The sequence below is a fragment of the Silvanigrella sp. genome (assembly GCF_044369315.1).
Classification (GTDB): domain Bacteria; phylum Bdellovibrionota_B; class Oligoflexia; order Silvanigrellales; family Silvanigrellaceae; genus Silvanigrella.
The window spans coordinates 1-9,442 of sequence record NZ_JBIPMD010000125.1 but is presented as its reverse complement, the minus strand read 5'-3'; the positions used below and the strand labels follow the sequence as shown (position 1 = coordinate 9,442).

Sequence of the window (9,442 nt, the reverse complement as noted above, 5' to 3'; positions counted from 1 at the left end):
CGATAAATTATTATCTCAATCAAACGATAAACTTTATAGGATGAATACATTAAATATTACTGAATTTAATAATATTGTTTATGAACAAAACAAAACAGAAAAACCAGTAAAAAATGTATCTTTAACAAAATATTTTAATGATATTGTTCAAAAATATTCAGATAAGATTGCCGCAATTGATGAGTTTAAATCTATTAATTATTTTGAATTAGATAAAAAATCAAATCAATTAGCAAGACTCCTAGAAAATCAAAAAACTAAGAAAAACGATATTATTGCAATTTTAATAGATAACAGGATTGAAATGCTGATTGCAATATTAGCTGTTTTAAAAATAGGGGCTGTTTATTTACCCATATCACCAGATACACCCAAAGAAAGAATTGACTATATTTTGAAAGATAGCAATGCTAAAAAATTACTAAGCACTAAGAAATTGGAAAATGGAAACTTTAAAAATATAGATTTTATTGATTTGGAGGAAATTGATTATACTAATTTAAATTCAAACGAGCTTCCTTTTGAAAATTCTAATAATAGTCCTGCTTACATAATTTATACTTCGGGTTCAACTGGCAATCCAAAAGGAGTTTTAGTAAATCAAAGTTCGGTTGTAAACTTAATTGAATGTTGTATTCATAAATTTAATCTTACAAATGAGGATCGAATTTCAAAGTATTCTTCATTTAGCTTTGATGCATCTGTAATTGAAATATTTAGCTCTTTAATGAGTGGAGCATGTCTCTATTTTATACCAAATCAAATTAAATTTGATATTTATAAATTGAATCATTTTTTTAATGAAAATAATATCACTTTTTCTTTTTTAACTACAAAATTTGCTGAAATATTTATGAATCTAGATAATAGATCATTAAAAAACTTGCTACTTGGAGGCGAAAAGCTCAAATACTTTAAAAAAACATCCTATAATATTACAAATGCTTATGGACCCACTGAAGCAACTGTATTAGCTACATTGCAAGATATAGAAATCGATTCAGATAATATTCCAATTGGAAAACCAATTCAAAATGCTAAAATTTATATACTAGATAATGAACTGAATCCTAGAAACTATTCAATGGAAGGTGAAATTTATATTGGCGGTGAAATTTTAGCTCAATCTTATTTAAATCAAAATAAATTGACTGAGAGTAAATTCATTCCAAATCCTTTTCAAACTGAAAAAGAAAAAGAGCTAGGATTCAATTCAAAATTATATCGCACGGGAGATATTGGTAAAAAATTGGAATCTGGTGAAATTTTAATTTCGGGAAGAACCGACTTTCAAGTAAAAATATATGGCTACAGAATAGAACTCAATGAAATTGAGCAACAGATTTTAAAATATGCAAATATCACAAACGTTACTATAAAAGCTTTTAATGACAAACAAGACCATAAGTATTTATGCGCTTATTTTGAAGCAAAAGAAAATATTGAAATTGAAATTCTAAAAAAACATCTTGAAAACCATTTGCCTACTTATATGATTCCTAAATTTTTTGTACAATTAGAAAAAATGCCAATAAATTATAATGGAAAAGTTGACTTAAAATCATTAAAAGAGCCCGATATGAAGCTTGCAAAAACAAATCAATATATTGCACCTTCGACCCAGATTGAAGAAATGATATCTCAAAAATTTAGTGAAATTCTATGCTGTGAAAATATAAGTATCCATGACGATTTTTTTCTCCTTGGTGGAAATTCAATTAAATCCATTTTACTTCTTTCCAAGCTACAAGAACACTTTATTTTAGATTTATCTCAAATATATTCAAATAAAACTGTTTATAATTTAGCAAATAATATTAAATTAAAAGGAATATAATTCAAATACATTCAGTTTAAATTTGATCGGAGACACTTCGCCCAGAATATAGAAAACTATTACAAAACAAGAGGTTTTAAATAATGGAAAAACTCATAGACAAATATTTATAAGTCTATGAGTTTTATTTTCTCAAGGATTTTGAAGGAAAGATATCATTATTTTTTTATATCTAACTCAACATCAAGTGTCATAGTTTTAGAAAAACTTGAATTATGCCATCCTTTAGCAAGAATATTAAATTTAGCAGTGTATTTACCACTCTCTAAATTTAGATTTTTTGCTGAATCGAATTTAACAGTTAAAGCAGAAACGAAGTTACTATAGCAAATTGCGGCATCATTCATATATTTTCTTCCGCAACCACGATCCATAGATCCATTTAAAATAATTGGTACTAATTTATCGTTAAAATTTGCATAAACGGTAAAATCTGTTCCTTTTACATATTGCCCAATTCCCCAAGCAGCTTTTAGATCATTTACTAAAAAGTAAACAGAACTTTTTTTGCTCTCTGTTGATGCTTCAATAGACAAATCTTTAGAAACAAATGGTTTATCAACTGTGATTAAATTAGCAGATTTATAGTCAATAGAAAGATCAATTGAAATTACTTTTTCAAAGTCTGGATTGTGCCATCCTTTAGCAAGAATTTCAAATTTACCTGTGTACAAACCATTTTCCAAACCTGGATTTTTTATAGGGTCAAATTTAACAGTTAGCACGGATAAAGTATCTGAATAACAAGATTGAATTCCATCATTCATATTCCAAATACCACAAGCTTGTCCGTCTTTAGATCCTGTAAGAACGATTGGAACTACTTTATCATTTAAATTTGCTAAAACAGTAAAATCTGTTCCTTTTGTTTTATATTGATCTACTCCCCAAACAGGTTTTAAATCATTTACTAAAAAGTAAACTGTACTTTTTTTACTTTCAGTAGATGCTTCAATAGATAAATCTTGAGATACATATGGTTTATCAACTGTTATGATATTCTTAACTTCTTGACTTGGGCTCACATCTTGCGAAGCAATATCAACCGCATTATTTGTTACATTATTTGCATTATCTTTTTTACCACAAGAAGCTAACAATAAAGAAGCCCCTAATGATAAAGAAAACATAATATTTGAAAAATTATTTGACATATAAATATCCTAAAAAATAAAAATTAAAAAAAATAAAGTAACAATAACTTTGTTACTTTGGATTAATTAACACCTTAAATTCAAATATTAAACACAAATATAGACTCATAATAACAATCTAATATTAAACAAATAAAATAAATATACCACTTTAATTACAGTTTAATCGCTTTATATTACTATATTTTTTTAAATTAAAAAAAGTATAATTTTAATTAACAAAACATTAAGAAGTGATTACGAATTTTTATTTACAGGGATTTTTGTCCGATTTTTAAAACAAAAGATTTCTTTATTTTAAAAAAATTAAAGAAATATAGGAATAATAATTCAAAAAATATCATATTAATTGTGATTAGATCATTAAAATTTTTATTTATTTAACTAACAATCAAGTTATAGTGTAATTGTCTAAACTTAAACAAAAAATATATAATTTTTAGCTATATGAATTCATTTCAAACTAGTATTTTAGTTAACTGATTAGGCAAACTCTTGAAGATTTCATAGAAAAGAAAGATAAAGGAGAGCATAAAAGAATGGTCGGGGATGCGGGATTCGAACTCGCGACCCTCTGCTCCCAAGACAGATGCGCTACCACTGCGCTAACCCCCGACTCAGTGAAACGATACTTGCCACAGAAAAAATTTAAGTGCAAGCTCTGAATCTGATTTTTTTGTTATGTTGCTTATATTTTTTTATAGGCAAATAATATCAAGGAGTTGTACGTGTCTCAAGAAGTTGTTGGCGTTCTTTCAAGGGTAATATTTGAGTCAGATAAGGGCGACTTCCTCGTAGCCGAGTTTATCAATGCGCAATCCGCTAAAAGGTTTAAAGCTTCCGGCAGAATCCTTCTCTCTGGCAAAGCCGATGCCAAACAGCGTTATCGTTTGATAGGACAATGGGAAAACAATGGAAAATATGGAGAAACATTTGTCACAATATACTCTGAAGCAGCAAGGCCTTCTGAACTTTCGGGTATCGCACCCTATTTAGCTAACAATGTCAAAGGGGTTGGAGAAGTAACAGCCAAAAAACTAGTAGAATCCCTTAAAATTAAAGACATTGATTCTCTTGTGCTCGTTTGCCGCGATGAAAAAGAAAAAATTTACCAATTTTTTGGAGAAAAAAAACGCAAGGTAGCAGAGAATGTAATTACATCTATGGTAACAGATGAAGTTTTTCGAAATGTGATGATCTTTTTACATGAACACAATATTCCTCCGCGATTTGCAAAAAGAATTTATGAAAAATATGGCTCCGCATCTTTAACCAACCTTATGGAAAACCCCTACCGATTGATTGCTGATTTTAGACAAGTCGGTTTTTTACGAGCAGACGCTATTGCACAAAAATTAGGTTTACCGAATACTTCTCCATTTCGCCTAGAAGCTGCTTTTGTTTATTCTTTAGAAATTGCTCAAGAAGACGGACATTGCTGCCTTCCACGCGATCAACTCATTGATAAATCCCGTGATTTATTAGGAGGAAAAACAGATCCTACTTTTTCAAGAGAATTTGTATTAGAGCAATTAAGACTAATTTATAAAAAAAATCGAGATTCAAAAAGAGAATCTTTTTTAATACGTGAAACTTCTGCATTTGCAAATTCAAAAGTTGAAAATGGAAACTCTGAAATTTTATTTTATCTACCCGAAGTTTTAAGAATGGAAGATGAAGTAGCAGGATTTATTTCTAGCCTTCTTAACACATCCCATGTTTATGAACATAAAGAAAAAATAACAAATCAAGAAATAGAAACAGGCGAAAAATCTTTTGAAGAATTATTTCCAAATTTGCCATGGGATAAGCTTTCAGAAGAACAACAAGTAGCAGTAAAAATGAGCTTAAGCTCCCATATTATGGTGCTTACAGGGGGGCCTGGTTGCGGAAAAACTTTTGTTCTAAAAGCAATTTATGGAATTCAAAGAGCTTTAAATAGACGAGTTGCTTTATGTGCCCCAACGGGTTTAGCAGCAAAAAGAATGACCGCTTCTATTGGGGAACAAGCAAGCACTTTGCATAAATTACTTGGTCTTGGAAAAAGAGCGCAACAAAATGAAACACAAAATGTAATTGAAGAACTTGAAGGTAACACAAGCGCTCTCGATAATGTAAACGTCGTCATTGTTGATGAAAGCTCCATGTTAAGCCTTGACCTTTTACACTCTTTACTCTCTTCCTTAGGGCCTAATCGCAGACTTATCCTAGTGGGCGATGTAGATCAATTACCAAGTATAGGAGCAGGAAATTGCTTAAGAGACATCATTCAATCGACAAAAGTACCAATTGCAAGACTCACTAAAATTTTTAGACAAAGTTCAGAGAGCCCTATTCCTATTGCAGCACGTGAAATTATTTCAGGTAACAAACCTCAATTTAGTTACATTAGCAGAATTGCCTCTTTTCCACGCGCAGAACCCTTTGCTTTTATCCCTTGTTCGCAGCAAACATTTTACGATATTTTATTGCCTTTTTTAACAGATACTATTTCAAATATTTATAATTTAGATCCTATAAAAAATGCTCAAATATTAGTACCAATGCGCAGAAGTGATGTAGGACAAGAAAATATCAATAAAATTATGCAAAATCATTTAAATCCTCCTTCAGATAATAAAAAAGAATGCTCCTTACCTTACGGTGGTATTTTAAGAGAAGGCGATAAAGTGATTCAAACAAAAAATAATTATGAACTTGATGTTTTTAATGGAGACTTAGGATATTGCAAAACAATTTTAAAAACAAAAGAAAAACTGGAAGCAATTATAGAATTTAGCGACCGTATTGTTACTTATGAAGATGAAGAAATTGACGACTTACAACTTTGTTACGCAATGACAGTTCATAAATCACAAGGATCGGAGTTTCCTTTATGCATCATACCTATGTTTGGAGTTTATTTTACGATGCTTGACAGGAATCTTCTTTATACAGCAATCACAAGAGCGAGTAAATATGTTATTATCTTTGGAGAAGAATGGTCTATTAAAAAAGCAATTGGTAGTCAAAATACAATTAAAAGAAATACTTTTTTAGACAAATTACTTATGGAAATCACAAAGTAACAATAGCAATTAAAAATCCAAGCCTATATGTTTTCTAAAATATACTATTTTAAATTTTTAAAAATAAATATCCATAGTTCACTTAAAATATAAAAAATAAACTTAACATCCATTAAATGGATTTAAAATTGACAAATAAACAAAGTGAATTAGAATAAATTGTTTTTACACAAAGGAGTATATTATGTCACAAATTTCTGTTGTTTATCATTCAGGATATGGTCATACAGGGCATGCTGCGAATGCTGTTTTTGAAGGAGCAAAATCAGTTGCAAATGTCCAAGCTCATTTAATTTCTGTTGCAGACATTGATAAAAATTGGGACGTTTTAAAAAACTCTCATGCCATAATATTTGGAGCACCAACTTATATGGGTAGTGCGTCTGCTCCTTTTAAAGAATTTATGGATAAAAGTTCTAAAATGTGGATGACGCAGGATTGGAAAGATAAATTTGCTGGAGGATTTACCGTTTCAGGTAGTCAAAGCGGTGATAAACTTAGCACCCTTGAGCAATAATTTATGATTTTTGCTGCTCAACACTCTATGATTTGGGTTTCTCTTGGATTAATGCCAGGGAATAATTCAAGTAAATCATGTGTAAATGATCTCAATCGTCTTGGATCTTCTATTGGAGCAATGTCACAAGCCAATGTCGATCAAGGTGCTGATGCCATGCTTGAAAGTGATTTAAAAACTATGAATTTATATGGAAAAAGAGTAGCAGAAATTGCCTCTCGTTTTCACAGATAATGAATTCAAATAATTTATCATTTGTTTATTTTTTTTAATTCATAATTAAATTATTTTATGAAACTATGCAATTAATACCCAACCCATTCTTGCAAATATTATAAATAAACTTAACATAATAAAGAAACAGATAACGAAACTTAATTTAAATTAAGATAGGCTTACTAATGTGGATCATTGAACTTGCATTAAGAAGACCTTATACAATTGCGGTTGGCGTTATTTTAGTATTTATTCTTGGTTTTATTTCATTGCAAAAAATGATTGTTGATATTTTTCCAACCATAGATATTCCTGTCGTAAATGTAATTTGGAATTATCCTGGCTTAACTCCAAATGAAGTTGAAAAACGAGTTGTATTTCTTGCAGAAAGAGCTTTTACAACTACGGTTAATGGAATTTCCAAATTAGAATCCACATGTATCCAAGGTTTAGGACTACAAAGAGTTTATTTTGAAGAAGGAACAGATATTGGTTCGGCAATTGCACAAATATCTGCAGTTTCCAATACCGCGTTAAGATCTATGCCTCCTGGAATGACATCTCCTGTTATTTTAAAATTTAATGCATCTAATGTTCCTGTAGCTCAATTAACTTTATCGAGTAATTCCTTAAAAGAAGAACAAATTTTCGATTGTGCGGTTAATTTTTTAAGAGTCCAACTTTATACATTGCCAGGAATTTCGCTACCCGCGCCATATGGCGGTAAACAAAGACAAATAAATGTAGATTTAAATCCTTTTATGCTGCAGGCAAAAAAACTTTCTCCTCAAAATATTGTCGAGGCATTAACCTCTTCAAATATTATTGTCCCAGCTGGAAATGCAAGAATAAATAATTATGAATATAATATATTAATGAATTCGAGTCCAAGTAATGTAAATGACTTTAATAAAATTCCTATTAAAGTTACAAATGGAGCAGCATTAACATTAGGTGATGTCGCCCATATATCAGACTCCTTTGCAGATCAAAATAATATTGTACGAGTAAATGGCAAAAGAGCTTCTTATTTAAATATTTTAAAAAAAGCTGGATCTTCGACTCTTAGTGTAATTGATTCCGTTAAAAATAAAATCCCAGAATTAAGAAAAATGGCTCCAAATGATTTTAACATGCAACTTGACTTTGATCAGTCTGTATTTGTAAACGCTGCCATAGAAAACGTAATAACAGAAGCATTGATTTCTTCCATCCTTGTTTCGTTAGTCATTTTATTATTTTTGGAAAGTTGGAGAAGTGTAATTGTTGTTTGTACTTCCATTCCAACTGCTATATTTACAGCTTTTATTGTTCTTTTTATTACTGGAAATTCAATTAATATTATGACCCTAGGGGGATTGTCTTTAGCAATTGGTATGCTTGTTGATGATGCCACAGTTGCAGTTGAAAATATTCATAGAATAAGAGATTTAGGAAAGCCATTAACAATTTCAATTTTAGAGGGTTCAAGTCAAATTGCTTTACCTGCATTAATGGCAACCCTTGTTATTTGTATTGTATTTTTTCCTGTTGTTCTGTTAACAGGTCCTTCAAAATTTTTATTTTATCCATTAGCTCTATCTGTTGTTTCAGCAATGTTAGCTTCTTATATTTTATCAAGAACCCTAGTTCCTTTATTATCTAAAATGTTACTTGAAAGTGAAAATCATAATCTTAATAATAATATTTTAAGAAAAGTATCTGAAAATTTTAATCATTATTTTAATCTATTCCAAGATAAATTCACAAATATTTTAAGTATATGCTTAAAAAATCGTGGTTTTATTTTATGGATGTGTCTTATTTTTATTTGTATTACAAGTTTTATTCCATTTATCGTTGGAACTGACTTTTTTCCAAGCACAGATGCTGGCATTATGAAATTGCATTATCGAGGAAGAGCAGGAACAAGATTAGAAGTAACAGAAAAACAAGTTGCTAATATTGAAAATAGAATAAGAGAAATCATTCCTAAAGAAGAAATTTTGACAATCAATTCTATGATTGGTATTCCCATTAGCTTTAATTTAGCTTTTGTACAAACAAATAATGTAGGCCCAATGGACGCTGAAATTTCAATTTCACTAAATAAAAATCACAAACCATCTAAAAAATACATGGCAGAAATTCGTAAATCAATTGCAGAACTCTATCCAGAATCTGTTGCCTTTTTCCAACCTGCAGATATCGTAAATCAGGTATTAAACTTTGGAGTGAGTGCTCCCATTGATATTCAAATTGAAGGAATGGACGTCTATCTTTCTTATGATTACGCTACAAAACTTATGAAAAATTTAAAAAAAATCCCTGGGCTAGAAGACATTGCATTAAAACAAATATTTAACTATCCTGCATTATTTTTAAATGTAGATAGAATAAAAGCAGCTCAAGTAGGGATAAATCAAAGAGACATTTCAAATAGTATGCTTGTTTCTTTATCCTCGAGTTCCTTAGTTGCTCCTTCTTATTTTTTAAATCCCAATAATAATGTAAACTATACTGTTGTTGTAAAGACTCCTTTAGAAAATTTATCTAAAATATCCGACATATTACAAACCCCTATTACAGGATCAGGCAGTATTCTTGAAAGTAACTTAACTTCTACTTTTTTAAATCAACCAACTCAAAATCCACTTGAAAAAGTAACCGT

At 29.9% G+C, this 9,442-nt stretch carries 4 protein-coding genes, 1 tRNA gene and 1 pseudogene; 4 read left to right on the top strand and 2 right to left on the bottom strand.

What is annotated here, in order from left to right; translation table 11 throughout:
• The coding region (locus ACIQ56_RS10670) for a non-ribosomal peptide synthetase (protein ID WP_397601043.1) at positions 1 to 1,837 on the top strand (1,837 nt) is incomplete at its 5' end.
• Positions 1,838 to 1,995: 158 nt separating this feature from the next.
• On the opposite strand, the gene ACIQ56_RS10665 is transcribed toward ACIQ56_RS10670, so the two are convergent.
• Complete coding sequence (locus ACIQ56_RS10665; RefSeq protein ID WP_397601042.1) at positions 1,996 to 2,991, bottom strand: hypothetical protein; 996 nt, start codon at positions 2,989 to 2,991, stop codon at positions 1,996 to 1,998.
• Between the two features lie 540 nt (positions 2,992 to 3,531).
• A tRNA-Pro gene (locus ACIQ56_RS10660) sits at positions 3,532 to 3,606 on the bottom strand.
• A gap of 113 nt (positions 3,607 to 3,719) precedes the next feature.
• Between ACIQ56_RS10660 and ACIQ56_RS10655 the strand changes: the two genes are divergently transcribed.
• The 3 genes and pseudogenes from ACIQ56_RS10655 to ACIQ56_RS10645 form a co-directional block, all read left to right on the top strand.
• On the top strand, positions 3,720 to 6,059 hold the full coding sequence (locus tag ACIQ56_RS10655) for an AAA family ATPase (RefSeq protein WP_397601041.1): 2,340 nt from the start codon (positions 3,720 to 3,722) through the stop codon (positions 6,057 to 6,059).
• 184 nt (positions 6,060 to 6,243) lie between these two features.
• Positions 6,244 to 6,810: pseudogene (locus ACIQ56_RS10650) on the top strand (flavodoxin family protein).
• 167 nt (positions 6,811 to 6,977) lie between these two features.
• A partial coding sequence (locus ACIQ56_RS10645) for an efflux RND transporter permease subunit (protein ID WP_397601040.1) occupies positions 6,978 to 9,442 on the top strand: 2,465 nt, incomplete at its 3' end.